Origin of the sequence: Roseomonas sp. AR75, from assembly GCF_005222815.1 — a bacterium.
Classification (GTDB): domain Bacteria; phylum Pseudomonadota; class Alphaproteobacteria; order Acetobacterales; family Acetobacteraceae; genus Falsiroseomonas.
In genome coordinates this window covers 332786-357650 of the sequence record NZ_STGB01000004.1, presented here as the reverse complement: position 1 = coordinate 357650, position 24865 = coordinate 332786, and the positions used below count along the sequence as shown (strand labels likewise).

General features: G+C 67.4%; 23 protein-coding genes. 10 read left to right on the top strand and 13 right to left on the bottom strand.

What is annotated here, in order from left to right:
- Positions 1–3: 3 nt before the first annotated feature.
- The 6 genes from E4T13_RS15760 to E4T13_RS15735 form a co-directional block, all read right to left on the bottom strand.
- The gene (locus E4T13_RS15760) at positions 4–1674 is read right to left on the bottom strand and encodes a DEAD/DEAH box helicase (protein WP_137179250.1); all 1671 of its coding nucleotides are present in this window, start codon (positions 1672–1674) and stop codon (positions 4–6) included.
- A gap of 14 nt (positions 1675–1688) precedes the next feature.
- Entirely contained in the window at positions 1689–2348 is a 660-nt protein-coding gene (locus E4T13_RS15755; protein WP_137179249.1) for a hypothetical protein, read from the bottom strand.
- 16 nt (positions 2349–2364) lie between these two features.
- Positions 2365–3219 carry an ATP-binding protein gene (locus tag E4T13_RS15750; protein ID WP_137179248.1) on the bottom strand — a complete coding sequence of 285 codons (855 nt, stop codon included), beginning with the start codon at positions 3217–3219 and terminating at the stop codon, positions 2365–2367.
- Positions 3219–3758 carry a hypothetical protein gene (locus E4T13_RS15745; RefSeq protein WP_137179247.1) on the bottom strand — a complete coding sequence of 180 codons (540 nt, stop codon included), beginning with the start codon at positions 3756–3758 and terminating at the stop codon, positions 3219–3221. The genes E4T13_RS15750 and E4T13_RS15745 overlap by 1 nt, the downstream gene beginning before the upstream one ends.
- Entirely contained in the window at positions 3758–4141 is a 384-nt protein-coding gene (locus E4T13_RS15740) for a hypothetical protein (RefSeq protein WP_137179246.1), read from the bottom strand. Before E4T13_RS15740 ends, E4T13_RS15745 begins: the two co-directional genes overlap by 1 nt.
- A gap of 65 nt (positions 4142–4206) precedes the next feature.
- Positions 4207–4710, bottom strand: coding sequence for a sigma-70 family RNA polymerase sigma factor (locus E4T13_RS15735; RefSeq protein ID WP_170985023.1), 504 nt, complete (start codon positions 4708–4710; stop codon positions 4207–4209).
- A 352-nt stretch (positions 4711–5062) separates the two neighbouring features.
- Here E4T13_RS15735 and E4T13_RS15730 point away from each other — a divergent pair, with 352 nt between their 5' ends.
- The 8 genes from E4T13_RS15730 to E4T13_RS15695 all read left to right on the top strand — a co-directional run bounded on the left by E4T13_RS15730 (position 5063) and on the right by E4T13_RS15695 (position 10241).
- Positions 5063–5791 carry an ImmA/IrrE family metallo-endopeptidase gene (locus E4T13_RS15730; RefSeq protein WP_137179244.1) on the top strand — a complete coding sequence of 243 codons (729 nt, stop codon included), beginning with the start codon at positions 5063–5065 and terminating at the stop codon, positions 5789–5791.
- Positions 5791–6072 (top strand): helix-turn-helix domain-containing protein, encoded by a 282-nt coding sequence (locus tag E4T13_RS15725; protein WP_137179243.1) that lies wholly within the window; start codon positions 5791–5793, stop codon positions 6070–6072. Before E4T13_RS15730 ends, E4T13_RS15725 begins: the two co-directional genes overlap by 1 nt.
- 11 nt (positions 6073–6083) lie before the next feature.
- Entirely contained in the window at positions 6084–6749 is a 666-nt protein-coding gene (locus E4T13_RS15720; RefSeq protein ID WP_137179242.1) for a hypothetical protein, read from the top strand.
- A gap of 57 nt (positions 6750–6806) precedes the next feature.
- On the top strand, positions 6807–7004 hold the full coding sequence (locus E4T13_RS15715; RefSeq protein ID WP_137179241.1) for a hypothetical protein: 198 nt from the start codon (positions 6807–6809) through the stop codon (positions 7002–7004).
- Positions 7001–7501 carry a DUF2924 domain-containing protein gene (locus E4T13_RS15710; RefSeq protein WP_137179240.1) on the top strand — a complete coding sequence of 167 codons (501 nt, stop codon included), beginning with the start codon at positions 7001–7003 and terminating at the stop codon, positions 7499–7501. The genes E4T13_RS15715 and E4T13_RS15710 overlap by 4 nt, the downstream gene beginning before the upstream one ends.
- Positions 7498–8850, top strand: coding sequence for a recombinase family protein (locus E4T13_RS15705; protein WP_137179239.1), 1353 nt, complete (start codon positions 7498–7500; stop codon positions 8848–8850). Before E4T13_RS15710 ends, E4T13_RS15705 begins: the two co-directional genes overlap by 4 nt.
- Entirely contained in the window at positions 8847–9239 is a 393-nt protein-coding gene (locus E4T13_RS15700; RefSeq protein ID WP_137179238.1) for a hypothetical protein, read from the top strand. Before E4T13_RS15705 ends, E4T13_RS15700 begins: the two co-directional genes overlap by 4 nt.
- A 93-nt stretch (positions 9240–9332) precedes the next feature.
- On the top strand, positions 9333–10241 hold the full coding sequence (locus tag E4T13_RS15695) for a DUF6685 family protein (protein ID WP_137179237.1): 909 nt from the start codon (positions 9333–9335) through the stop codon (positions 10239–10241).
- 145 nt (positions 10242–10386) lie between these two features.
- Here the strand turns inward: E4T13_RS15695 and E4T13_RS15690 are convergent, their stop codons facing one another.
- Complete coding sequence (locus tag E4T13_RS15690) at positions 10387–11211, bottom strand: hypothetical protein (protein WP_137179236.1); 825 nt, start codon at positions 11209–11211, stop codon at positions 10387–10389.
- A 240-nt stretch (positions 11212–11451) separates the two neighbouring features.
- Here E4T13_RS15690 and E4T13_RS15685 point away from each other — a divergent pair, with 240 nt between their 5' ends.
- Positions 11452–11838: a hypothetical protein gene (locus E4T13_RS15685; RefSeq protein ID WP_240791152.1), complete on the top strand. Its 387-nt coding sequence runs from the start codon at positions 11452–11454 to the stop codon at positions 11836–11838.
- Here E4T13_RS15685 and E4T13_RS15680 read toward each other — a convergent pair.
- On the bottom strand, positions 11755–12498 hold the full coding sequence (locus E4T13_RS15680) for a PGN_0703 family putative restriction endonuclease (RefSeq protein ID WP_137179235.1): 744 nt from the start codon (positions 12496–12498) through the stop codon (positions 11755–11757). The two genes, E4T13_RS15685 and E4T13_RS15680, sit on opposite strands and share 84 nt — an antisense overlap.
- Positions 12495–13445, bottom strand: coding sequence for a hypothetical protein (locus tag E4T13_RS15675; protein WP_137179234.1), 951 nt, complete (start codon positions 13443–13445; stop codon positions 12495–12497). Before E4T13_RS15675 ends, E4T13_RS15680 begins: the two co-directional genes overlap by 4 nt.
- 179 nt (positions 13446–13624) lie before the next feature.
- Here E4T13_RS15675 and E4T13_RS15670 point away from each other — a divergent pair, with 179 nt between their 5' ends.
- Positions 13625–15247, top strand: a complete 1623-nt coding sequence (locus E4T13_RS15670) for a hypothetical protein (protein ID WP_137179233.1) — start codon at positions 13625–13627, stop codon at positions 15245–15247.
- Between the two features lie 64 nt (positions 15248–15311).
- On the opposite strand, the gene E4T13_RS15665 is transcribed toward E4T13_RS15670, so the two are convergent.
- From E4T13_RS15665 to E4T13_RS15650, 4 genes are all read right to left on the bottom strand, one after another.
- Entirely contained in the window at positions 15312–15857 is a 546-nt protein-coding gene (locus E4T13_RS15665) for a hypothetical protein (RefSeq protein WP_137179232.1), read from the bottom strand.
- On the bottom strand, positions 15854–18103 hold the full coding sequence (locus E4T13_RS15660; protein ID WP_137179231.1) for an Eco57I restriction-modification methylase domain-containing protein: 2250 nt from the start codon (positions 18101–18103) through the stop codon (positions 15854–15856). The genes E4T13_RS15665 and E4T13_RS15660 overlap by 4 nt, the downstream gene beginning before the upstream one ends.
- Positions 18104–18998: 895 nt before the next feature.
- Positions 18999–22484, bottom strand: a complete 3486-nt coding sequence (locus E4T13_RS15655; RefSeq protein ID WP_137179230.1) for a helicase-related protein — start codon at positions 22482–22484, stop codon at positions 18999–19001.
- A 1002-nt stretch (positions 22485–23486) separates the two neighbouring features.
- Positions 23487–24596, bottom strand: a complete 1110-nt coding sequence (locus E4T13_RS15650; RefSeq protein WP_137179229.1) for a hypothetical protein — start codon at positions 24594–24596, stop codon at positions 23487–23489.
- Positions 24597–24865 lie beyond the last annotated feature (269 nt).

The window sequence follows — 24865 nt, the reverse complement described above, 5'->3', positions numbered from 1 at the left end:
CGGTCATGCCGCCTGCCGGAGCGCCGGCTGCGCGCTCATCACCAACCGCCGGATGTCGTGGCGGTTGAACTTGAACGTGAGCAGCGCGGAGGCCTGGTAGCGCGTCATCCCGAGATCGGCGCGGGCGGCGGGCGGCAAGTGCGCGAGTTGCCGATCGGTGGGCGGCTCACGGAGCCAGCGCCGGCTCTTGTGGGCGCTCTCGTCCGTCTCGTAGGTGTTCAGCCAGTCATCGGCGGCGGCGAGCGTCACCAGCCGTTCGCCGATCGCCAGCAGCCTGGTCTGCTCGCCCTTCGCGCCGCCGACGGCGTGCCAGGCGCCCTCCAGAAAGAAGATACCGGCCCAGCCGTGGAAGCCGTTGGCGAGCAGCGCCGCGTCGTCGCCGAACAGGTTGCACCACTGGAAGGCGGAGCGCTTCAGCAGGTCGAGCTCGGTCATAGCGAAGTCGGAGAGCGGCGCCGTCTCGCGCTCGCGCGGCGTGAAAGCGTGGCCGCAGATCGGGCACTCCATCACGGAGATCGGGATCTCCGCCTCGCAGGAGGGGCAGGTCTTGGTCGGTGCCTCGCCGTGACCGGGCTCGCTGTCGAGATCGACGTCCTGCTCCAGGCAGCCATGCATCTGCGAGGAGGTGCCGAAATCGAGCACGACGCAGTCGCGCTTGACGATTCCGGGGTGCTCGGCTGGGTCGACGGTGCGCAGCCCGCGCCCGACCATCTGGATCATGGTGGACTTGAAGGAGGAGGGGCGAAGGAGGACGACGCACGAGGTTGGCGGGTGGTCCCAACCCTCTGTCAGCACCGCGACGTTGACCACGACCTGCGCCTCGCCCCTGGCGTAGGCTGCCAGGACAGATCGGCGCTCGCCGTCCGGCATGTCGCCGCGGACGACAACCGCCGGCACACCGGCCGCGTTGAAGGCGCCGGCCACATGTTCGGCATGCGCCACGGTGGAGCAGAAGACGACGGTTTGCCGTCCGCCGGCCTTCTCGCGCCAGTGGCGGACCACGGCACCGGTCACCGGCACGGTGTCCATGATGCGGGCGACCTCGCCCATGTCGAAGTCGTCGCCGCTGCGCCGCACGCCGCGGAGCTCGTCCGCGACGCCGACATCGATGACGAAGGTGCGCGGCGCGACGAGGTGGCCGGAGGCGATCAGCTCGCCGAGCCGGATCTGGTCGGCGACGTTCGAGAAGACGGCGCGGAGCCCGCGCTTGTCACCGCGGTTCGGTGTCGCGGTGACGCCGTAGATGCGGCAGTCGGGATTGCGCTGCAGCGCCCGATCCACAATCCGCCGGTAGCTGTCGGCGACGGCGTGGTGCGCCTCGTCGATCACCAGCAGGTCGAGCGCCGGCATGGCGTCCAGGTTGGCGGGCCGGGTCAGCGTGGGGACCATCGCGAAAGTCACCTGGCCAGCCCAGGATTTCTCCGCCGCATCCACGACCGACGTGGTGATGCCCGGCGCCACGCGGTGGAACTTCCCGCGGTTCTGGGCGGTCAGCTCGTCCCGATGCGCGAGCACGGCCGCCTTGCCGCCGCTGCCAAGCCGCTGCGCGACGGTAGCGGACAGCATGATCGTCTTTCCGGCGCCGGTCGGGGCGACGGCGAGGGTGTCGCCGCGCGCATCGAGCGCACGCAGGCTGCGCTCGACGAACAGCTTCTGGCGGGGGCGGAGGATCATCCGATGCGTGATCCTCAGCGGGCCCAGTTCGGGCGCTGCTTCGGCTCCGCGGCGGCCGGAGGCGGCGTGGCGGGGAACGCGCCGTGTGGCACAGCCGGCGCCGCAGGGGGCGGGGCAGCGGCGAAGGCCGGCTGCGCCCCGATGCTGGCGGGCGCCGCGAAACCGGCGGGTGCCGCGTGGCGCCCCATGACCTGGGCATAGTCCCGATGGTCCGGCGTCACCGCGCCGCGGATCTCGTTCTTCTCCTCCCCGCCGGCGTCGGTGCCCACATCGATCCTGCCGATGAACTCGAGGCCGTCGAGATCGGCGAAGCCGGAGATGCGCCGCGCCGCCTGCGCCTGGGGCGAGAGGTCCTTGTCGGAGATGCCGCGGGCGGAGTTCAGGATGCCGCGGATCAGGCCGCGGCCCATGTTCGCCCAGTCCGGTCCCTTCGGGCTGTAGAGGCCGATCAGGGTGAAGATCTTGCGCTTGGCGTAGGGCCCCTCCAGCACGGTGAACTCGGCGTTGAGATACACCGCGCCGGAATTACCGCGCGTCGCGTAGCCGCCGGTCCAGCCCTGGCTCGGATCGTCGAAGCCGCCGGGGCGAATGGTCAGCCGGACCTTCGCGAGCGTGCCCTTGGGGATCAGGTTGGGGTTCGACTTCGCGTCGTTGTAGTCGTTCCACGCAGGCATGCGGGATCTCCTCGGATCAGCTGGCGGTGTCGGTGGCGGGCGGAGCTGCGGGAGGCAGCGCAGCAGCGGAGGGGACCGGCGCACCGGTCACCTTCGCGAAGAGCCGGGCGAGATCGGGCGGCTCCAGAAGATCGAGGCGGCCGCTGCGGTCCTTGGCCGGATAGCCCCAGGGATTCATCGTCTGGCAAACAAGGGCCCTGAACGGCCGGTCTGCCTGGTCCTTGATCTCGGCGAGCGTCAGGACCTCGTCGACGATGCCCGGCAGTTCGAGGCTGGTCTTGCTGCCCTCGATCTGCAGGCTGAAGGTCTTGCGGTTGAAGTCGTCGAGCCGCTCATCGAGGATGCCGACGAACACGACGTTCCTGCCGCGCGCGTGCTGCAAATGGGTCAGCCAGGCGATCATCTCGCGACCGTGCAGGCCATAGGCACCGCGGACATCAGGCTTGCCTGTGCGGTCGGAGAAGGCCTCGGGTTGGCCCCGGCACCACTGGAAGCAGAGACGCCCGGCGACGGTGATGCTGTCGATGAACAGCGTCCGGACGTGGTCCATCTGCGTCGGATCGCCATAAGCCTGCAGAACGCGCGCATGCTGCGCAGCGGAGTACGGCTGCTCGTCGCGCAGAGCGGGGTTCGGGCCAGCAAGGAACAGCGCGATGTCGCGGCATTCCTCCCAGGTGCGTGGGCGAATGGACGAGCCCGGCCAGCCCTGGACAGCGAGATCGCCAGCCTCGAGGTCGATGAACAGCGTGCTAACCGGGCAGGTAGTGTTCAGCAGCCAGGTCTTGCCGCTGCCGGGCTTACCGAGGATGGCTGCCTTGACGCCGCGTTCCTCCGCCAGCCGTTCCTCGGCGGTGATGATGCGCAGCGCCATCAGCCCAGCTCCCCGAACAGAGTGGGAGCATCGGCATGGGGACTGTCGCGCCGCTCGCGGTCGGACAGTATGGTGAGGCGGTAGGTCGGCCGACCGGTCCGCACCGTGCGGGCCGGCTCGAACGCCTTCCGAATGCGATCGGGCCAGGCCGTGTAGGCCCGCTCGGACACCTTGAAGCTGACCTCCAGGTATTCGCTCGGGTCCTCGCCGCCGGCGCGGATCTGCTCGGCCAGCGTACCGAGACGGCGCTGGTCCCATTCCACGCGCTTCGGGAGTTCCACGGCAATCTCCACCGTGCCCTCCTGGAAGCGGACAACGCCCGTGTCCTTCCTGGCCTCGGCGCGGGCGCCGATGGCGCGCTGCTCGAAGCGGAGTGCGATGGCCGCCTCAATCCAGTCCTGCGTCCGCTTCGCGCTGTCGACCGCGTCGCGCGCATCAGCCTGCAGCAGTGCCAGATGCTCGGGCGGCAGGGCGATGACGTCGCCGACCGGGAGCTGGCGGACGCTGTCGAGCGTCGGACGGTTGCTGCGCGTCTCCATCACGCCACCTCCCGGCGCAGCAGCTCCGCGATCGCGTAGCCCGCCGCGCTGCGTGCGCTGAGCGGCCGCGGCCGGACAACAAGCAGATAGGCGCAGCAGCCGGGCGCGACGCGGCGCTGCAGCAGATGGCCAAGACCGGCCTCCGCCATCGCCCAGACGCGACGCGCGACGAGTTCGAGCTCGGCGCGCCGCTCTGCCGCCAGCTCGGAAGCCACCTTGTCGCGATCCCGCGCCAGCAGCCCGATGTGGTAGATGATCGCCTCGCCGGGCGACGCATCAGCGTAGCGGTCACACAGATCATTCTCGGTCAGCACAGCATCGAGCAAATCTTCGAGGCTGAGGCCGGACTCGTTCGACGTGAGGTCATTGGAGGTGAGGCGCATCGATCGGCTCTCCTGGCGACGCGTGGTGCTCACTGGGTTATTTACGGATCAGCGCGGAAATCTTCTCAGCGCCGCGCAGCCGTCGCGCTGGAGGCGGATGGACGAACACCGAGAGCACGCAGCCAGAGACGCAGGTCGTGCAGTTCGCGATAGAAGGTGGCGGGCGACGTGCTGCGGCTGTCGCGCGCTGCGCTGACGTCGCTGTGCGCGAGGATGTCGCCGAGCAGGCTCTGCGGCGCCTTCGGCAGGTCGCGCACGGCCATCGCCAGCACTATCGCGACATCTATGTCGGGGCATTGTGCCGGCAGCTTGGCGACCAGCGCTGCGACACAGGGCGTGTCGAGCGAGACGAAGTCAGGCGCGCGTGGACGTCGGCAGCGGTCGATGAGCACGCGGCGCGCCAGCGTGGCGACGAAGGTGCTCCAGGCGCCGCGCGACGGGTCGAAGCGCTGCTGCGCCTCGACGATGGCCAGCAGGATGTCCTGCGCCAGGTCGTCGCGGTCCGGGGCGGTGAGGCCGCTTCGGCGTGCGAAGCGCTGGGCGTGGTAGCGGGCCGCCGCGAGTGCCACCCGGGTATGCTCGGGCGACCAGGCGCTAGGAATATGCGCGGAGTCCTGGTGTTTCCTGTCCTTCACGAGGCTTGCCCTCCGGTCCGTGTCGCGATGACCGGAAGCCAGCACACCGCTTGCCGGTGCGACGAGGGATCGGGGGTGCAAAGGGGTGCATCGGAGGCCGGCATGGTCGCTGCACCCCCTCTCAATCAATCACTTAGATCGGTGGATCAGGGCCTTACGCCGGAGGGGGTGCGGCGCACTGGAATTGCGCACCCCCCAATGCACTCCACACTGGACAGGATGGCGAAGGGGAACATAGAACGAACATACCGTTTCCTGATCGTCTCCGCCGAGGGAAGTTCGTCCTATGACGCTCGCCGTCACATACCCGCCCGCTGCCGCGCTCAACCCCCGCAGGGAGACGGCGGCGCCGGTCATCCGCGCCGTCGCGGCGCAAGTGCGCCGGCAGATCCTGGCGGACGGCGGCGGCACCGCGGTCGAGCTTCCGCTGCTGCTCGCGGCGAGCCGCGAGATCGAGGTCAACGGGTGCCGCCTGTCCGTGTCCTGGGACTTCGGGCGCGAGCTGCGCGATGAGTTCGGCGGCCCCGTCCTCGGCCTCTGCGACACCGATCCGCACGAGCCCGGCTGGGCCTACCTCGCGGTCGATGGACCAAGCCTGGCACATCGGCCTGACCTGGCGCTCAGCACCGCCGCGCATGAGGTCGGCCACCTGGTGTTCGATGTGCCGGCCGCCCTTGCGCGCGGCGAGCGCCGGTATCGCGCCGTGGCCCGGTCGGCAGAGGCACTGGACCGGCTTGGCCGCGGTGCGGAGGCGCGCGCCAACGAATTCATGGGTGCGCTGCTGACACCACCGGTCGCGCTGCACACGCGCCTCCTGGCACTTGCCCGCAGCGAAGGGCTGCGACTCACGCGCGGAGCGAACCAGGGAAGGCCCGGCAGTCCGATCGTCGCCGCCGGCAATGCGCCGGATGCGCTCGCCGGCATCGTCGCCGCGCTGGCAGGCGACTTCGGTGTCTCCGAGCGCTTCGTCGCGGTGCGGCTGTCGCGATACGGGCTGGTCGAGGGAGGCGTGTGATGGCGTTCGGAGACGTCGTGCGGTTGCGCCGCACGGAACTCGAGATCGGGCTGAACGACATGGCGGGCCGGCTCGGCATCTCGCCGGGCTACTGGTCGCGCATCGAACGCAACCTCGACCGGCCGCCGAGCGACGAGATTGTCGAGCGCACGGCCGCGATCCTCGGCATCCCGCTCGACCGGCTGTTTATCGAGGCGAAGCGGCTGCCGCCGGATATGCGCCAGGACATGGGCCAGGTCGTCCTGGCTTATCGGCGCATGCGCAATCTGCGGCTCAGGTAGGGAGGTAGGTGATGACCGCTCTCGCGAAGAAGGTGTTCTATCCGGCGGACGAAGCCTGCGCTCGTCTCGGTATCACGATGGTGGAGCTCGCGGTCCTTGTGTCGGAGGAAAAGATCACGCTCTCCACAGCTGTCCCAGGGCTTGTCGTCGAGGAAGGCCGCTACGAGACGGCGCCGGACGGAGCGCGGAACGCTGTGGCGGAGTCGACCCTGCGCGTTCGTGGCCTTGTGCCGCTTAGGCCCGACGACGGCTGGTATGTCCTGAGGTCTGGCTCGCAGATGATCTTTTCGCTTGGCGCCGAGCCTGGGCGATACCGCCGGATTGTCAGCGGTGGCGACGACGAGCGCGGCTACACGGTGATTCGAGAGGAGGTTGGCGTGACGCACGCTGAACTGCTGCGGTACGATGCGCTGCTGCAGTCGCTCGACGACGAGCAGGGCGTCGCTCGGCCGGGCCGAGGTGGGCCCAGCGCCTACGACTGGCGCGCTGCGGATCTCGAAGCCTTCCGCCGCATCTACTTCGAGGGTGTTCCCGAATCGCAGGGCGCGCTCATCCGCCACATGACCGCGTGGTTCAGCAGCCGCGGCGGCAAGGTGCCGAATGAGAGCACGCTGAAGCGTCAGCTGCGCCACATCTGGGCGCAGTTCGGATCGGAGGCCAAGCCGAACGGCCCATGAGAAGGAAGCAGGGCCGATTCCGTAAATGAGGAGCAGGACAATGCGTGTTGGATCACGATGGCCCTGCCGATCAATCAGCACCTGCCACCCCACCTCCGCGAGGTCTGCGACCTTCTCGCCCGCGGCCTGCTGCGGCTCCGCAGCCGCGCGGCCGAGGAAGCCGCGCGCGACGGCGCGGACCAGGGAGACCGGTTGCTACACTTCCCGGCCGCCGAACGCCTGCATGCGAACCGGACCAACCGGAGACTCGCATGACGAGGAAGACCAAGACCCAGGCCGTGCCCACGTTCACGGCGCCGGCGATTCCGCCCGCCGATGTCCTGGGCAGGCTCGCGGCCCTGAAGACCGCCGCCACGCCGGCGCTGAAGCAGCAATGGCGGGAACTCTTCGGCACGGAGCCGCCGCCCTACAATCGGCGCTTCCTGGAGAGCCGCCTGGCCTATCGCGTCCAGGAACTGGCCTATGGCGGGCTGAAGCCCGAGACGCTGGCCCGGCTCGAGGCCCTGGGCCAGCAGTTCGACGGCGGGAAGGTCACGGTCCGCCGCATGCGCGGCGACGACAAGCCGATCGCCGGCACGCAGCTCATCCGCGAGTACCAGGGGGTCGAGCACATCGTCACGGTGACCCGCGCTGGCTACGAGTATCAGGGCCGCCCCTACCAGTCGCTCTCCGCCATTGCCCGTGCCATCACTGGCACGCGCTGGAACGGGCGCGTGTTCTTCGGGCTGCGCCCGAGCCGGAGCGCGGCATGAAGCGCGACGCGAAGCCAGCCGGTGTGAAGCCGGCGACCGTCCGGAAGCTCCGCTGCGCGGTCTACACTCGGAAGTCGAGCGAGGAAGGCCTCGACATGGAGTTCAACTCGCTCGACGCGCAGCGCGAAGCCTGCGAGGCCTTTATCGCCTCGCAGCGGGCCGAGGGCTGGGTCTTGGTGCGCGACCGCTACGACGATGGCGGCATCTCCGGCGGCACCCTGGAACGCCCCGCCCTGAAGCGGCTGGTCGCCGACATTCAGGAGGGGCTGGTCGACGTCGTGGTGGTCTACAAGATCGACCGCCTCTCCCGCTCGCTGGTCGACTTCACCAAGCTGGTGGAGGTGTTCGACGCGAACAGTGTGACGTTCGTGTCGGTGACTCAGAGCTTCAACACCACCACCAGCATGGGGCGGCTGACGCTGAACATCCTGCTCAGCTTCGCCCAGTTCGAACGAGAGGTTATCGGCGAGCGGATCCGCGACAAGGTGGCGGCGTCGCGCAAGCGCGGCATGTGGATGGGCGGCTACACGCCGCTCAGCTATGACGTCCGCGAGCGGAAGCTGGTGGTGAACGACGCCGAGGCCGCGCTGGTGCGCCGGATCTTCCAGGGCTTCGTCGAGTTGGAGTCCTGCACGAAGCTGGTGCAGGTGCTGCGCGCCGAGGGCGCGACCACGAAGCGGGGCCGCCCGCTCACGAAGAGCGACGTCTACCGCATCCTCAGCAACCGTTTGTACCTCGGCGAGGCAGTGCACAAGGGGACGGCCTATCCCGGCGAGCACGACGCGATCGTCACCCAGGCGCAGTGGGACGCGGTGCACGCCGTCCTGCAGGTCAGCCCGCGGGTGCGCGTCAACCGGACGCGGAACACCACCGCGCCGCTGCTGCGCGGGCTGATCTACGACAGCGACGGCCGCGCCATGTCGCCGAGCCATAGCCGCGGCAGAGGCGAGCAGATCTACCGCTACTATGTCAGCCAGGCGGTGCTGAAGGGCGGTGCCGCCGACAGGCCTGCAATCGCGCGGCTGCCGGCCGGCGAGATCGAGGCGGCGGTGGTCGCCCAGGTGCGCGCGCTGCTCCGGCAGCCCGAGATGGTGGTCGGCACCTGGCGGGCCGCGCGCGCGACAGCGCCCAACGTGACCGAGCAGGAGGTGCTGCTGGCGCTGGAGCGGATCGAGCCGCTGTGGGACGAGCTCTTCCCGGCCGAGCGGACGCGCATCGTGCGGCTGCTGGTGGACCGGGTCGACGTCCGGGCAGACGGCGCCGCGGTGCGACTACGACTGGACGGGCTCGGCAGTCTGGTCCGGGACCTTGCCGCCCGAGAGCCCGAGGCCGGGAGGGCGGCGGCGTGAGCGACGCGGCGCAGACGCTCACTGTGGTTATCCCGCTTCGTGTGAAGTCGCGGGGCGGGCGCAAGGCGATGGTCACGCCCGGCGTGCTAGCGCTGGATCGCCGGCAGGACGTGACACTCATCAAGGCCGTGGCGCGGGCGTTCCGATGGCGGCGAATGCTGGAATCCGGCCAGTTCGCCACGATCAAGGACCTGGCCGCAGCCGAGAAGATCAACTCGTCCTACGTCTCTCGAGTGCTGCGGCTGACGCTCCTGGCGCCGGACATCGTCGAGGCGATCCTCGATGGCGAGCAAGCCAGTACTATCGCATTACCGCGCCTGCTCGAGCCCTTCGAAAGTGCCTGGGCAGCGCAACGAGCTTCGGTACAGGCAAACCGCGCACCGACATGAGGCCATGATGAACCGTGTGACATTTACCTTCGATGAGAACAACAGGCTCGAGCGAGTATGTACCGACGAGCCGACCGCAGCTCCGCAGACGTGATGAATGGCATTCGCTCGACGCTGAAGCGTATAGCGTTTCCTGCTCGCTGGCTGGAGAAGCAGTTGGCTGGCTTCAAGGTGGGCGACCCTAGGATCGATTGGGACTCCATGGCGAACGCGTGCCCATGGAGGGAGTACCAGCATCTCGCCCTGAGCCTCCGCCCCCCCGTTGAGGTAGTCAACGGCGATCCCTTCTTCCGTTTCGGTCCCTTCGTGGATGAGACAGAGACGCCGCAGCGCCGCCATTTAGACATCCGGGAAGTGTACGGCATTACTGCGTCGAAGTCCCACATCGTCCCGCTTGAGCGTCTGAGCGCCACCACCAGCATCGATGACATTCTTGCCAAGAGGGACGTGAGAGATCTCATTGCGGAAGTCCTGCACGGCCAGAGCGATTGTGTGGCCCGGGCAGGCGAGCCCATCCACATCACGGAGCAGGACTGGGATGGTCGTCTCTACGTCTTGAACTCGGGGGGGAGCCACCGCTTCGCCGCCATTTGGCGATGGCACAGGCAGTATGACCTTCCACTAAAGATGGACTGCTCCGTCACGTCGGCACGCATATCACCGGCGACGCTGGAGGCGGTCGCGGAGACCCGGTACTGGCTGCTGGCGACCACCCCGCGGCGCTCGGAAGGCCGGCGCGCATTCCTCGATGACATCCTGCATAGCGCCAGCGACCGCTCCCTGATACCGTACGGGAGACGGCAGGCGGGCGGAATAGCCGTCCGGCACATTGCGCTGCCCGGGGCACCAGGGCACAGGTCCATCGACGCTGTTGCCTACTCGCGCAAGCACCCGTTGGCCGAAGTCGTGAATCGCTGGCTGGAAGGGAGCCCGGCCACTGATCTGTCCGCAGCGGTGATGCGGATAGCAACAGGTCGATCCCCCTCACGTTCCCCCTGGTGACAGCCCCCGTCCCCAGAGTTCACGCGCGGAAGGTGCGACGCTCAATGCGTTGTACGGCAACAGCGGCGATGCCGGGTTATCTCTCGAGGCTCCAACTCAAGAAAGTGGGCGCGGATCGAGGCATTCGTGCCAACCCGCGGCGATGTCAAAGAGCAGCATCCCGCAGCTTCTGTTCCAACCAGTCGCGCGTCCATCTGAGCAGCCTCGCTCGCGCTTCTTCAAGGGGAATGGCGGTGTTCGGGGTCCGCCCGGCCCAATCCTGTCGATTTCCATGGCGAAAAGGCTGCGCGCTCGCCGTGAACTCGCTCCGTTCCTTTTTAGCCCAAGGAGCAATGGGGCGCTGCGCTCCTCTCCCGCCTCGGCGTCTCTTCCTGCCAGCGGCACCGATGTCCTCCGCGATGCGGTCATAGGCCATATACAGGTTCGCCCAGTCCGGATCGCCCCGCAGATAGGCGAGGACATCCGTGATGGGCCGATCGCGCCACGGCAACTTCTGTTCGCGCAGCACCAGTTCCAGGCACCGCGCCTCGAATGAGGGAGCCTGCCCTGGCTCTGGTTGTCGTTCTGGCCGCTCCGCTCCCCCGGTCACGGTGGCAGTGCCGAAGGCGTTGGCGCTCCGCAATCTCGAGCTTATCACTTCACCTCGGATGAGGGCATGCTGCCGGTCCCAGATACCGCTCGGGCCGCGCTCGCGCACGGAGTCGGCCCGCATTCTTAACGGTAGCCGGTTGGCATCGCTAATCAGCAGCATGGCATTGACCAAGTCCAGCAATCGCTCAGCGCTAGCGTGGACTTCTGCGGACCGATCCAGCGTTTCTAGATCGTCCGCAAGCAGCGCCGTCTCGCGCTTGCCCGGCCTCACCTCGACCTTACGAACGCGTATCGGACCATCACCGAAGAGCCGCGCCGCGCTCTCGTTGTCGAGCGAGTCACCTTCCAGCACGACCGCCCAGCGCTCGGGAGTGGACAACACGCAGCCTCCTGGGTCCATGGAGATGATTCCGCCGCCGTCGCTCGGCGGCACGAAACGTAAGGTGGCGCGGCATGCGCGTTACTCCATGCCCCTCCCTTGGCGTCTTCGCCGTCGGACCTCGCAAGCTTCCGGTACCCCGTCGTCTGCGTGCGCCACTGCGTGGAGATGCTGCCGCCCTGACGATCTGCCGCCGAGCGTATCCCGCTTTGGGTGAAGCCGCGGGGAGGGCGGAAGGCGATGGTCACGCCGGGCGTGCTGCCGCTGGAGCGTCGGCAGGATATCACGCTCATCAAGGCGGTCGCACGCGCCTTCCGCTGGCGGCGGATGCTGGAATCCGGCCAGTTCGCCACGATCAAGGACCTGGCAGCGACCGAGAACATCAACTCCTCCTACGTCTCGCGCGTGCTGCGGCTGACGCTGCTGGCGCCGGACATCGTCGAGGCGATCCTGGATGGACGGCAGCCGGAGGAGATGACGCTGCCGGGGCTGATGGAGCCGTTCGCGGTGGAGTGGGAAACGCAGCGCGCTGCTGCCAGCAACTCAGGGATTGAAGCGCGCGATCAGCGCCATGGCGTGGGCGCGGGCATCGCCACCGGCCCGGGACAGCCACGCGCGATAACTTGAGGCGGCGAATGCGACCTCATCGCCTGCGACGCGTGCGCCGAAGTCGGCAATTTCGCGGCGGTGCCGCTGGTGATCTTCCTCGCTGATCGGGCAGTCACCCCGCATGCGAGGTTCGGCGTAAAGGTAGAAAAGGACGGGTTGCCGCCGCAATCTCCTGCCTTCCGTGACCAGGCCGTAGGCGTGCTTGATGAGTTGTGCGCCATCCAGGTGGACATAGCGCAGTGCGCGAGATTGAAGTGCCACCCGGACGATGCCGTATCGCCCCATCCGATCGCCCCAGACCGGCCTGTCGTACGCTGACGAGAAGGTCGATTTCTTAGCATCGCGAAATGGCTCGAAGCGCTTTGACTCGACGCCGATGAGATGGGTGGCGGTGATAATGGCGGCGTCCAGCCAGGGGTGGGTTCCCCCCGTCCATGGAAACCTGGCGCAATACTCGAGTTCGATCCGTTCTGCCGCCCCGGCAGCCTCGGTGTCCGGCAGAGGCGGCAGCAATGTCGGGTGACCGACGAACCAGCCCAGGGCGTTAGCGGCTAGCGCGGCGGAGCTTTCGGGATGGGAGAACTTGCCGCTTCCCAGTTCGTCACCACCCGCCTGGTTCAATCGCTCCCGCACGTAGGCTTCCGATACGCCAGGCAGGAACGGCGGCGGACTCGTCATTCTGGGGTCACCGCTACTGCCGAAGCGGGGTGATCGAGCAGGTCAAGCAGGATTCGATCGTGCGGAATTTCATCAGCGCAGATGCGCGGGTCAAGAATCTCGAACGCGAAGGAGAGCTCCGTCTTGTGCCTGTTCCCCAGTGCTCTTGCTCCGGCGTCGAACGCATCCTCGATCGAGCGAAGCGCATACCCCGCATAGTAGCCAATCGGCGCCAGCACACGCAGGTCGAGCCTCTCTGCATCGAGCAAGGTGCACTTTCGAGCCGGCTTGTCTTCTCGAGCAATCAGCCAGAGGCATCCATAAGCGAGGACCTCAGCCGCGGCGTACAACGGGGTGTCGCTGGCGATCTTGAGCTCGATGAACTCGAAATGCCGCTCGCCGCGACGGCGCACGAGGTCGATCGCCCGACGATTGTCGCGCGTTCCGGCGACGAGGCCCGACGCGACCGGCACCTGATTGGCCCAGTCGGTTCGCCCGAGCCTGGAGCAAGCGGCGGCAATCGCTCGCTCAACTATCACTTCCGGGCTTCTATTCCCGGCAGAAATCTGCGGCTGCAGACTTTGCCATCGCCAGTTCTCGCGGGACCGGTCCTTGTAGGCCGACGAGCCAGCGCGTCGGTAGTTCTCGGCTATGAGGCGATACGTCGAGTCCACCAGTGCTTCGCCGTCAAACGACGGGACGCTTCGGCCCGAAGAGCGGTGTCGCAGGCTGGCGACATTCAGCATCGCCGCCAATCGCCGCTCAACTCCGTCCAGCAGAGACCTGGGAAGCGCCGACGCACCGTTAAGTTCGCTTCCTTCCAACGTGGCTCTCCCGGATTGGATGCGAAGCTGCCCCATGGTGAGGCTCGCAGCACACCCTATACTGCCGCAATCGGTGGCGCCGGACAGCGTCGAGGAAGTCCTCGACGGACGGCAGCAGGACGGGGTGACGCTGCCGATGCTCATGGAGCCGTCCCCGGTAGAGTAGGATCGGCAGAAGCACGCACCTCTATCAGCAGCGGCCTGATCCACATCGCCATCCTCGCCCCTCTGCACCCCTTCGCTGGCAACGCGCAGGACAGACGGCTACGCTGCGCCGCTGAGCTCGCAGTGCACGCTGCGGCTGACTTGACGAGGACGGCACCGTGACGCCGCGAGGCGCGATCCTGCAACTGGCGAAGATGGTCGGTCAGGACATGGCGCGCGGCGCGCCGAGCCGTGGCGCCTTCGCCGCTGGCCCAATGCTGGCCCAGACCGGGGCGACGCCCGATCTCGTGGCCCTCCTGGTCGCCGAGGCAACGAAGAAGCGGCCCACAGCCCGCACCGTCGAAGCCTGCTGCTTCCTGCTCGAAGGGGCGCTCACCGATCTGCGTATCGCCGGCAATGGGGGGAACTCGGCGGCCCGTGCGCAGCTCGCGGAGGCCTGCCAGGCGGTGGAGGCAGCGCTCACCACCAACCAGTTGCCCTCCAATGTGCTGATGCTGATCGCGCGCGCCTTCGTGCAGGCCGGGCTTGAAACTGGCCCGGCTCTCAAGGCCGCCACGCTCGCGGGCATGGATGCTGAGATCTCCCCTGGCATGATGCCGGCGAGGCCGGGCGACCTCGCGGACCAGCTCGCCCCAGTCGCAGAAGCGCTCGGCCACGATCCCTTCGCAATCCACGCGGAGATCGCCGCCACTGGCGCCGCGTTTCCCTCCGAACAGCGGGCGGCCATGGCGGCGGAACTGGCCGCGTCCACCATCCCCGCGGTGCGCGACGCGGCACTCGGCTTCCTGCTCGGCGCCGATCCCGCGCCCGGCGCCGCGGTGCTGGAGACACTGGTGGCGCAGGCGCGCCGTCACCCCGCGCCCAGCCGGCTGATCGAGCGTCTCGTCTGCCTTCGTCCCTGGCTGGCGCCGATGCGCCAGGCGAAGCTGGACACCGCCATTCGCACCCTGCGCGCCAACGCGGCGCCTCCCGAGCCTGCACCGCGCGTCGAGGTCGTCCGGCGGCTCGCCTCGCTCTGCGACGGGGCGGGGGCGCAGAGCCTGTTCGCGCTGGTGAAGACCGGCCGCCGCTTCGCGCTGGCCTCCGTGCTCATCAAGACGGATGTCGGCATCGCCGACGCCTGGCTGCGGGAGGACATGGTGAAGCGCGAGGCCGATGGCGTCGTCGCGCAGATCATCGCCGGGGCAGAGGCCGTGGAGGTGTCGGCCGGCTTCGTCACCATGCGGATCGCCGACGCGCTGGCGATGAATGTCGGCCGGCAAACCCCTCCGCCCTTCGGCCTGCTGCAGGTGAGCGAGGCGCTCGGGCTGGGCATCCTTCAGCCGGCCGCGCTGTCGCCGCTGGCGCTGGTGGACCGGCTTCTGGCCGGCCTATCGCCGGACCGAACCGGACCCGAGACGACGGCCGCGGCGCATGTGGCCGCCGCGGACTGGCCGGCACAGTTCGAGACGGTGGCCTCCTGGTTCGTAGCCGGCGAGGCGGTCGAGGCGCTGCTGCGGCCGGTCCCCTCGCGGCGCAAGCGGATCGAGGCGGTGCTGACCCGGCATCTGCCCGGCCGCCGGCTGTTCTGGGCGGAACGCTGCGCCTGGATGGCGGCGGCGCTGAAGGACAGCACAGCCGATCATGGCGAGGCCTGGCTGACCTTTGCGCTGGTCGCGCGTGATCTCGCGCGCGGGACCGCCCTGGCCGACGTGCCGTTGTTCGACATCATCGCTGAGGCGACCGTGGACGCCTTCGCGGCCAGCGCGCCTCGGCCGCGACGGGCTGCGCGGCCGCGATGATCCGGACGGTGCGCGGCATCGCCGTGGATGCAGGGTGGTCGGTGCTGCGGTGGTGCGCCTGGTCTCAAGCCGGCGCGGGCAGCCACGGCCCCTCGGGCAGCGCGCCGCGCGGCAGGGGGCATGCGCCCGCGGCGAGAAGAGCGCGATTGGCCGGGATGTCCGGGGTGAACACCGGCTTTTCGCCTGCGGCCAGGACGGACAGGGCGAGCCGCTCGACGCCGCCGCCGGGATGGGCGTGAACGACGAGAAGCCCGGCGCAGCGATCCGCCAGGGCTTCGTTGCGGCGCTTCGCATTTGCCAGCGGCGAGCCCCGCTCCTCCGCCTCGAAGGGGCTTTCCAAGCGGAGGCGGCCGTCGCGGAGCGCCGCCGTCCAGGCGGGCGGCGGGCGGAAGCGGGCGCGACGGCGGGCGAGCATGACAAGCAGGGGTTGCCGCCCGCGCAGCAGCAGGTCGAGGCAGTCGCGCTCCACCGGCGCGTCGAAGCCGCCGGCAACGGGAACACCTGCGTCGCGCAGGGCACAGGCGAGGTCGTAGGCGATGACGACGGAGAGCGGCGAGGCACGGCGGGAGACGAGGAGGGCAAGGTAACTTGGCGCCGCGAGATTGCTCAATCTTCGTCCGACCCTTCCTCTGCCGCGAACACCGACATGCGCCAAGCGGCGTCGTAGGAGGTCACGAACTCCGCGCAGTTGGCCGGCAAATCGAGGAGGGCAATTAGACGTCGATCAATGGTGTCGATGAGGGGCTTGGACAGTTTCGCGCGGAAGCTCTGGACGCGCGTCTCGCCAGTGGTCCTCTGCTGACGGGTCATCATGCGTGAGTTGGCCTTGAAGCTGGCCATCAGCTCGACGCCGAGGCGCGACAACGCCTCGTCCGTTTCTGCACCCCGCGGCAGGCGGAAATCGTGGATGTCGGACGGATTGAGATCGCGAAGGTTAGAATGGATCGTGTACCACCACCAGAACAGGGTCGAGTTTAGGGCAGCAGTTATTGACGACCTATGCGTCCTGTCGGCAACAAAAATGGCCTTCTGACGCGATGATGTCGAAGCCACGCCGTTCACCGAAAACTGTGGTGCAAAATCTGTGAATATTTTCCAGTAAAGGCCGCCAGTTGATTTGTAGTAGATGGGCCATCTCCTGCCTCCGAGCAGCAGCCGAAGATGGCGCCCTCGCTGGCTGAGGGCGTCGATGATCTGGTGTTCGATCGGGTGCGAAAGCTTGGGAACCGCCCACGTCTGCCGGTTTCTCGGAACTTCCATAGCGACTATGCGGCTGAACAGTTGGCTGCGGCTGTCGGCGGTCCAGCGCAGGTAACCGGTCGCGTAGGTCTTTTCCGATCTGGAGGGCGTGCGAAGGGCGATCGTGATGGCCCGGTTCACTCCCTCGAAGAGGGTCGCCGGCCGCCAGGAAAAATTCGCATAGACGGCTATGCCGCCGGCTTCGAGAACCTGCTGGACGACTTGCATGCGTTGCGTGGACACGACCGACATCGGTAGCACGAGGCCGACGGCGGCGGGGCTCGCGGCGAGAGAGCAGAACCGCTCGACGAAGGCTCCATGAACGGCCCGGCTGGCAGCGGTCCGAAAACCGGTGAGGGAGTAATCCACCTCCGAGGCTTCGAGGAACGGCGGGTTCCCGACTACAACATCGAAGCCGCCACCATGCATTGCATCGTAGAACTCCGTCGCCCAGTGGAAAGGCCGGTGCGACTCCTTCCAGTCGGCGAGTCGTGCCTCATCTCTCCGCACGCCGTACTGCCACGCCAGCAGCTCATCCGCCTCTGCCGCGACGCGGTCCAGCCGCGTCCGCAATTCGTCCTTCGCCTCGGCGAGCTCACGTGCATCTAGCGACGCGACTTCCTGCATCTCGCGGAACCGCACATAAGCCCTGGCGGCAGTCGCCGCCCCTTCCTTGATACGCTCCGCTGCGCCGGTCAGGTCGAGCGCGCCCTGGGCCGGCGCGTCCAGCGCCGCCTCCGAGACGAAACCGACCAGGCTATTGCCGCTGCGGATGTTGAAGTCGAGGTCGGGCAACGGCTCGATGTGGCGTGGGTCGTCAAGCTGCGCGACGAGCTTCAGGAACATCCGCAGCTTGCAGATCTCCGCCGCCTCTTCCATCAGGTCCACGCCGAACAGGTTGTGCAGCGCAATTTGCCGGAGCACGAAGTATGCGGCATTCGGGTGCTGCCTGGCCTCGTCCAGCACCCTGGTGAAGGGCGCGTAGCGCCTCGTGTCGAAGGGGCGCCCGGCCGCCTCGGCCGCACGGCTCGCATCAGCCGCCGTCGTCTGCATCGCCTCGAACACAGCCGTGTATAGAGGCTCCAGTAGATTCAGCGCGGCGAACAGGAAGGCGCCGGACCCGCAGGCGGGGTCGAGAACGGTGAGGCCCTTCAGCGCCCCCCACCATGCCTTGATCCCATCCTCGGAGGCTTCGGCGATCGCATCCGCCACGAAGCGCGTGAGGTCGAGATTCGCGGTCACCATCGCGTCCGGGCTGGTGATCCCGCTGTCCCGCAGCTGCGCGCGCAACGCTTCGAGACGCGCGCGCCGATGGATCACCTCGCGCCAGGTCTCGGTCGGCAGGCCGAGGTCGCGCGTGGCCGGCTGCGCCCACACCTCGCGGCGTGACGCATCCGCAACGCTCACCGCCACCTCCTCCGGCAAGGGCAGGCCGTCGCCATGGCGGATCGAGGGCCAGATGTAGCGATCGGGGTCCTGGCGCAGCAGGCGCCACAGGCTGTCGGGACCGGCGAAGGCCGGCCGCACCTCGGCCGCGACCTTGTCCAGCAGGCGCGGCAGGATGGTGTTCGCGCAGATGTATTCGGTGACGTCCTCCTTCGTGTAGTAGGCGCCCATCTGCTTCTGGTTGACGTATTTCTCGAAGATGTAGCCGAGTACGTCGGGGTTGATCTCGCGCCCCGTCGCCGGGGCGTCCTGCGCCTCGCCGGTGCGCCGCTCATCGGGTGCCAGCGCCAGCCGTCGAAGAAGGCGAACAGATCCGCGAAGGCCTTGTCGGGCAGCGCGATGCGCTCTCCGTGCTCGCGCTCGATCTGGTGTTCCTGGAACAGCCCGCCATTGAGGTAGGGCACGGTGCCGAGCAGCGCCCGGTCGGCCGGGGTGCGCTGGGCCTCCGGCAGGGCGAAGCCGCGGAAGAACAGGGGGCAGAGCACCTCGGCGAAAAAACAGTCCCGCCCGCGATCCTGACGGCTGCGGGCCAACTGGCGATTGAGGTAGTCCAGGTCTCCCCCGAGAAAGCCCTTCTTCTGGATGAAGTAGATGAACATCAGCCGGTTCAGCGTGACCGAGGCGTACCAGCTTCGCGTGCCGTCGTCCGGCAGGCCGCGCAGGAAGGCCATGAGCGCGTCGTGCTGGGCCTTGAACGCATCGTAGAACCGCTTGGTGACTTCGTCGGCGTCGAAGGCGCGCCGCAGCCGGTCGGTCACATCGGTGGGGCCGATGCGGCCGGCGTCTTCCTCTTCCAGGGTGAACTGCAGCGCATCGAGCTTCTGTCGCAGTCCCTCCGCGTCATCGCCGGGCCGCCATGCGTGTTCGCGCAGGCGGTCCGGTCGTCCGGGTTCGCGCTTCACCCACTGCCAGACCTGCGCGCCCGTGGCGTCGTCGGCGAAGACGACGAGATGCTCGCGCTGCTGGCGCGCGAGCGCCGCCTCGATCGCGCGTCGCCGCGTGCGGTCTGGCAAGGGAGAGGCGCGGTGGAGATAGAGCGGCACGCTCCGCTTCTGCGCGACGGGCCTCAGGCGCTCGGTCGTGCCGCGGACGTCGAGGACAACGTCCGGCGCGTTCCGGAGGCGGTCCCAGCCAAGCTCCTCCACGAAGAGCTCGGTGAACTGGCGGCCTTGAAGCCTGTTGCGCAACACCTGGCTGGAAAGGCGGGGCATCCGGATCCTACTCCTGCACCAGGCCGAGCGAGCAGAGGATGACCGGCCCCGCCTCGGCCGTGTCGGCTTCGTCCTCGTCGAGGCAGAGGCGGCCCTCGTCGCGCAGCGCGATCGCGAGCGCGGCGAAGTCCGGGTCCGACCGATCCCGCAGCGCGGCGCCGAGCTCGTTGCGCGCCGCCGTACGCAGGGTGCGCGCGAAGAGGTCGTTCATGACAGCCTGGACGGCCTGGATTTCGCCCTCCGACGGCGCGAGGAGATCGTGCGGCTGCGCGCAGCGTATCGAGGTGGCGGCGCAGACGCTCATAGCTGCGACGGGCGATGCTGCGCGGTCCGCCAAGCCTGCCGCCCGTGGTGGCGTCGCGCTCCGCCGCTTCGACGGCGAGGCGGACCAGGTCGTGATGGTTCGCCGCCCGCGGCAACGCGGGTTCATCCGCTGGGCACTCGGCGGCCTTCAGGATCGCGAGCGGGCTTTCGGTCAGCACCTCTCCCGCAGCGCTCCAGCGGCTGAGCGCGCTGGAGCCGTCGGCGGTGCGCACGAAGACCAGCGCTCCCGCCTCGCCCGTGGCCGCCTTCGCGGCATAGGCGACGTCGGGCAGCCGTTCCACGGCCGCACGGTCAGCTGCGTCGGCCTCCATCCAGATCTGATGGCAGTAGGAGGCAAGGTCCACCTCGCCGGCGCCGTCCTCGTCGTCCAGAACGCCCGCCTTCTCCGTGTAGAGGTCGTTCAGCGTGGGGGGCGGCATCTCGCCCTCGAAGAAGGTTTCGTCGGTGCCCACGACCTCCGCGTTCTCCCGCAGGCGTGCCGTGAGGCGGCCGCGCAGCGCGATGATCTGGTCCAGGCCATCGGCTGGCAGGAAGGAGTAGGCGAGGATCTCGTCGGAGGTCTGGCCGATACGGTCCACGCGGCCGACGCGCTGGATGAGACGGATGATGGCCCAGGGCAGGTCGTAGTTCACCACGACATGGGCGTCCTGAAGGTTCTGGCCCTCGCTCAGCACGTCGGTCGCGACCAGGACGCGAAGCTCGCCCTCGCGCGCGGCGAAGCCCTGGCGTTCGTTCGATACCGGGCTGAAGCGCCAGGCCAGCTGCGCGGGGTTCGCTCCGCCGCCGACGGCGACAGCGCAGGCCGTGACGCCCGCCGCCTCCAGCGCCGCACCCAGGTAGCGCGCCGTGTCCGCGAACTGCGTGAAGATCAGCACCTTGTCGCTACGATGCCGTCCCTTCAGCAGGTCGACCAAGGCAGTCAGCTTGGCATCCGCCTCGCGACGCCAGGGGCCGGCATCGGCCAGGATGGACTCCAGCACCGCATTGTCGGCGCGCAGGTCGCGGAGCAGGTCCTGCGCCAGAAAGATATGCGCGGCTACCCATCGGACGCGCTGGCCCTGAAGGCGGGCATAGGCATCGGCGGCGCGTGCGGACAGATCTTCCTCGTAGGTCTCCTCATCGCCCAGCAGTCCCCGCTGGCCGGGGTCATCGCCGTCAGTGAAGCGGGTGTCCAACTCTGCCGGGTCGACACCGCCGACGGGCAAAGGAAGACCGTTTTCCAGCGCGTGGATGAAGAGGGCATTCCGCAGCACGTGCCGGCGCAGGGACAGGATGAACGCCTCTCCCGAGCTCTCCAGCCGCTTGAAGAGGTTCGTCCTGCAGAAGCCCATGAGGCGCTTGCCCGCGCGACTGAGGTCGCGGATGACGCGTGCCTCGGCCTGGGTCGGTGGCGCGGCTGGGGTTGCGGCCAGATAATTGCCAAGGCCGTACCGTGGCAGGCGCAGACTGCTGATCCGACCGACGACGTCGCCGGAGTACAGCCGCGCGTAGGTGTCGTTCGGGTCGTTCCTGTCGACGGCGAAGGCCGCCGTACGGGGCGTGCGCTTCGGGAACAATGCCTTTCGGCCGTCAGGGTAGCGGAGGAAAGGGCGGCCTGTCGCGTCGTCCGTCTCCGCGTGGTGCTTCATGATGAAGCTTCGAGTCCTTCGGACGAGGTAGCGGCTCATCAAGTCCCGCCAGTCGTCGGGGTATGGCGAGAGCGCGAAGGCGGAGAGCGAGCGGACGGGTACGTTGTGGATGGCCGTGAAGGCCAACTCGCCGCCAATCTGACGCAGCAATTGCTCGGGCCGCAGACCAAGGTCGGCGTCACCATCGAGGAAGAGCCCGAGCTGGCCGGCGAGGTCCGCATAGCTCTTGTTGTAGGGTGTCGCGGACAGAAGGATGCAGCGGCTGTCGTTGCGCTCGATGTAGTCCCGCACCAAGCGCCAGGTCTTACCCTCGCGGTTGCGGAAGTTGTGGCTCTCGTCGAGGACGACGAGCCGGTAGCGACGCAGGTCGGGCAGCTCGGAGGCAACGCGGCTCGTGGAGAGCACCTTGCCGCGGATGCCGTAGCGGTCCTGGTAGTCCCGCCACATGGGTTCAAGGTTCAGCGGGCAGAGGATGAGGGTCTCAAGGTCCTCCATCCCCTCGAAGGTCTTGACGAGCGCCGTAGCCATCAGCGTCTTGCCGAGGCCGACAACGTCGCCAAGCAGCACGCCACCGCGTCGCGAGAGGTGCCGTGCGGCGATACGCACGGCTTGCTCCTGGAAGGCGAACAACTTGCCGCGGAACTGGCGGGGAAGGCGGAACTCCGCCAGGCCCTCTCGCGCCTCCTGCGACAGGTGATACGCCATCTTGAGGTAGATGTGGTGGGGTGGGATCGCCTGTTCCCGGGCCCAGCTCTGTTCGAGGATCGCAATCAGATCCGCCGTGATGTCGAGGCACCAGCGGTCCGTCCAGCGCGCCTCGAACCAGTCCGCGAGTTCGGCTGCTGCCTTCCGGTCCAAGACGTCGATGTTCAGTTCGCCTTGGCCGAGCAGACCGCTGAAGGTCAGGTTGCTCGACCCCAGGAAGCCGGTGATCGGGTTGATCGGATCCGGCCGGAATGCGAGGTAGAGCTTGGCGTGCAGCGGGTGACGGAGGAAAAGCTTCACCACGAGCTGGCCGGCACGCAGCTGAGCGAGCAGCCTTTGCAGACCGGCTTCGTCTTCGTTGGTCGGGACGCCAAGAGTAAGCTGCTCGTGGAACTCCACGGCGAGGCGACGCTTCAGGCGGATCGCCAACGCGTTGTCCATCCCGGCACCCTGATGGGCGTGAAAGGCGGCGTGCAGTTCCTCGCGCGGACTCGGATGCATGCCGACAAGGAGGCGGCACTGACCGCCTGGGCCCCCGGGCCAGCTGGCAATCCGCCCATCCAGGTGCCGCCACCCGCGCAGATTGAAGTAGCCGACACAGAAGTCTGCGTGCGTCGATAGCCCCAGCGCTGTGTCGAGGTCGGAAAGCAGCGTTTCGGCTATGTTATCGTAGATTTTTGGCATTCAGGGGCTCGATTCATTCGGTAATGATACCGTGAGCCACCTGGAAGTCATCCGGCAGAGTGGAATGGCGGGGGCGCCAAAAATCGGCCGCACGCATCGACGGACGCCTGTCTATGGTTCGGGTCCTCTTTTGTCGGCAGCGCAGCCGTACTGAAGCGTTCGCGCACGAAGTACGGAATTCGGGCAAGTGGTGTGCGAACCAGTGAAGGTTCTGACGGCGCTGAAATCGGCCCTTGAACTAGATTTTTCCGAAGCGTACTTGATCGGCTAGGTCAGGAGGTCCGGAGAGAACTGGCCTCTGGAGAGCGATTTCCGCCAGTCGCCGCGACGGGCCGGTCATCAGGTCCGCCCTGAAAACCCCAGGAAACCTGCCACTCGGAGCGACGGTCGAAGAACCGGAGAACGTGACGCGAGTTGGAACTGGCGGAGGGAGTGCGACCGGATTCGAACCGTCTCTATCGCAGGCGGCTTCCATCTACCGCCTTGCAGCAATTGGACGGTGCGAGGGGCTCGCCATCAGCCGCTCCGCCTCGTGCACCCGCGCTGCCGCCGCAGCACGCCTGTAGATCCGAGCGAGACACGCAGGCGAACTTTAGGGTGCTACGCGGCGGTCGGAAGTCAGGTCCGTCTGCCTAAAGATCCGCCGCCGGCTTGACCAGCCTGCGACGCTTGTAGGAAGCGGCTCAAGCCAGCGAAATACCGCAACAGTGCGCCCCATATTATCCTTGACCGTGACATGGTAAATAACCTGTCCAGCGCACGGATGCATTGCGTCGAGTTGCAGCGCATCACTCCAGCCATTACCGAGCGAGAGAGCGACCTCCTGCCTGTGCAGGCTCCTTGCTTGGTGCAACGGGCGATGTGCATCAAGCACGCGTATCTCCAGATCTCTGTTCGATCGGTTCTCTAGTGTTATCTGGCAGCGCGACTGCGCATGACCCGGCGCAGGACCCGATGCCCCGAGGATGAGGAGCGCTCCGATGCCTGCGCGGAATGACAGCTTCATTGCCGTGCCTCCGCCTCGCGGGCGGCGATCGGCTCGGCGGAGCGTGGCGCACCGCCGATCTCCCGCGGCGTGACCTCCCCTGCCCCCCGGCCGACAATTTCCTCAGCGCGGCTGCGGACCACACCCGCGAGAGCACGCTCCGCAATGCCGCAGAGAAGCCCAAGCGCAAGCGCGACGGGCAGGCGTGCGTCGGCATCGCCGACGTCCACCGCGACTTCGCCGATCGTGATGCTTATTAGGTTGGAATACAGCAGCATGCCGACGACAAACGTAAGGCCGGCGACAAAGAGAATGCGCGGCAGTGGCGCCAGCCGATCCTCTTCAAGAAGGGAAAGCTGCTCGAAGCTCAGGTTGGGCCGGCGGAGCGCGAAAGACAGCCACGTCCCAATACAAGCGCCTACGCCCAAGAGCAGGAAACTGGGCAGTGGTGTAATCATCTCTCCGAACCGGCTGGCGACTGGAGCTCCCAACAACGACGTCGCGAGGCCCAAACCCGGCCGAGCCTCAACAGCGACCGCCAAAAGAAACAGGAAAAGCAGCGCTGCGCAGACTCCGGCGACCTTAAGGCCAAGGTTGCGGACATACCTGTTTTTCACCGCGGTGGCCTCGCGATCGACGAACGCTTCCCGGAAAGCCTGTAGTTCCTTGAGGCCTGTGGGTGCAGAGGCCGGCGATTGGAGGCCGTTCGACGCGATCCGGCAAAGCTCCGTGATGTATTCGCCCCGCCGTCTCTGCTGTTCCATGCTGGTGCGATCGAGGAAAACGATCGACACGACTGTCACCGCCTTGCGGACCTCAGCCGCGAGTTGGGCCTCGGCGTCCGAAAGCTGGCTATCCCCTAGATCGATCTTGAGATCGACAGGTGGCTTCTCGTCCTTGTCAGAATCCGTTATCGTCTGAAACTTACGCTTGTGTTGCTCGTCAAGCGCCACTCGTCGCGTGTCGCTGACGCCTTTTGCCCTCCCAAGCTCATGTTGGCATTCCTCAAGGGGTGCCCCATTCAGGAAATCGTCTGCTATCGCGTCAAGCGTCTCGCAATACTGAGCGAGGATCCGGTTCGCCGCGACATGGTAGGCGGTGTCCTCTGGGCTGCGGCGCAGGTCCACTGCATTATTTAGCCGGTTAACCAGCGCTCGCTCATCAGTCCTAGTTTCGACGCCAGCTGCATCCGGTTCCAACTGAAAGTAAGAAGAGAATGCGCCGTCAGGCCGAGGCTCCGCGCTCTTGCGATACGGCCGCCTTGTCACCGTCGTGGTCCCGTCTGGCATTGCTCAGCGTCCTTCCCAATCTCATGCGTTCCGGAGCGCTGGCGGCTGCGTTGCAGCCAGTTCGCGCTCCAATTAGCAAAGATCTACGCAACACTCGTGCGCAGCAC